The sequence below is a fragment of the Streptomyces sp. NPDC003011 genome (assembly GCF_053591515.1).
Map to the genome: position 1 here is coordinate 1 of NZ_JBSFTY010000186.1, position 2,323 is coordinate 2,323.

Annotated in this window: 1 protein-coding gene; it reads left to right on the forward strand. The window is 70.2% G+C overall.

Going from position 1 to position 2,323, the window contains the following annotated elements:
* Positions 1-2,323 (forward strand): type I polyketide synthase (locus tag ACWD0J_RS41180; RefSeq protein ID WP_451500992.1); only part of this gene is annotated, 2,323 nt, incomplete at both ends.

Here is a 2,323-nt window from a genome sequence, read left to right on the forward strand (position 1 = left end):
CCGCCCACAACCTCCACCACGCCACCCAACACCTCAACCTCACCGCCTTCATCCTCTACTCCTCCGCAGCCGCCACCCTCGGCAACCCCGGACAAGCCAACTACGCCGCCGCCAACACCTACCTCGACGCCCTCGCCCACCACCGCCACCACCACGGCCAACCCGCCACCAGCCTCGCCTGGGGCTACTGGAAACACACCACCAACCTCACCCACCACCTCACCACCACCAACACCAACACCAACCTCACCCGCAACAACACCGCCCTCACCACCGAGGAAGGCCTCCGACTCCTCGATGCCGCCCTCACCAGCCCGTCCGCGTATCACCTGTGCGCGCCGCTGAGTTCATCCACGCTCCGCACCACGGACAACGTGCCCGCCCTCCTGCGCGACCTCGCTCCCCGCTCACTCCGCCGTGCTGCGCAGGCGGCTCCCCGGAAGGCTTCGGGGTTGGCACAGCAGCTCGCCGGACTTACGTCCGCAGAGCAGCGGCGCCTGCTGCTGGACCTCGTACGGAGCAATGCCGCCGCCGTCCTCGGGCACGCGGATACGGCCGGTGTGGACCCCCAGCAGCCGTTCAAGGATCTGGGCTTCGACTCGCTCACCGCCGTGGAGCTGCGCAACCGGCTCGACTCCGCCACCGGGCTGCGTCTCCCGGCCACCTTGATCTTCGATCACCCGAACGCGCAGGCCCTGGCTGATCACATCGGCTCCGAACTGCTGGAATCGGCGAGCCGATCGGCCGCGCCCGTGTTCGCCGGTGCCGACACGTCGGACGATCCGGTGGTCATCGTGTCGATGTCGTGCCGTTTCCCGGGTGACGTGCGCTCCGCCGCTGATCTGTGGGACCTGGTCGCCGAGCGTCGCGAAGGTCTCTCCGGCTTCCCGACGAACCGCGGTTGGGACCTCGACAACCTCTTCGACCCTGATCCTGCGGCCCACGGCAAGAGCTATACGAGTTACGGCACGTTCCTGCACGACGCCGACCAGTTCGACGCGGACTTCTTCCGCATGAACCCCCGCGAGGCTCTGGCCACCGACCCCCAGCAGCGGCTGCTCCTCGAAACAGCCTGGGAAGCCTTCGAAGAGGCCGGTATGGACCCCACCACCCTCAAGGGAAGCAACACGGCCGTCTACGCCGGAGTGATCTACGGCGACTACGGCGCACGCCTCATGCAGAACACCCCCGACGGCTTCGAGGGCTACCTGGGCAACGGCAGCGCCGCGAGCATCGCTTCAGGGCGTGTGGCCTACACGTTCGGGCTCGAGGGCCCGGCGGTGACGGTCGACACCGCCTGCTCCTCATCCCTGGTGGCTCTCCACCTGGCCGCCCAGGCACTGCGCAACGGTGAGTGCGAGATGGCCCTGGCGGGTGGCGCCACGGTCATGTCCAGCCCGGGCGCGTTCATCGAGTTCTCCCGCCAGCGCGTACTGTCCGTGGACGGCCGCTGCAAGCCGTTCGCGGAGGCGGCGGACGGCACCGGCTGGGGCGAGGGTGTCGGCCTGCTGCTGCTGGAGCGGCTGTCCGACGCCCAGCGCAACGGCCATCCGGTCCTCGCTGTGCTGCGCGGATCCGCCATCAACCAGGACGGCGCGTCCAACGGCCTGACCGCCCCCAACGGACCGTCGCAACGGCGGGTCATCGAACAAGCCCTCGCCAACGCGCGGTTGAGCGCGGGCCAGGTGGACATCGTCGAGGCGCACGGCACGGGCACGACGCTGGGCGACCCGATCGAAGCACAGGCCCTCCTGGCGACGTACGGGCGCGAGCACAGTGCTGAGCGGCCGTTGTGGCTGGGGTCCGTGAAGTCCAACATCGGACACACCCAGGCCGCCGCGGGCGTCGCCGGCGTGATCAAGATGGTGCAGGCCATGCGGCACGGCGTGCTCCCGCCGACCCTGCACGTGGATCAGCCGTCCCATCACGTCGACTGGAGCGCGGGCAGCATCTCGCTGCTCACCGAATCGATGCCCTGGCCCGACTCCGATCACCCCCACCGGGCGGCGGTGTCGTCCTTCGGAATCAGCGGGACGAACGCGCATGTGATTCTGGAGGCGGCGCCGGAACCGGAGCCGGAACCGGCTCCTGCTCCGGCCGGGGCCGGGGGCGAGGGTGGGGGTGGGGGTGAGTCGGAGGGGCGGTGCGGGCCGGTGCCGGTGGTGGTGTCCGGGCGGACACCACAGGCCCTGGCCGAGACCGCGGGCCGGCTGGCCGCGTTCGTCGAAACCCACCCCGAGGTGGAGGCCGCTCCCCTGGCCGCCCGGTTGTGGAGCGGGCGGGCGAAGCTGGAGCACCGGGCCGGAATCATCACCGCCGACCG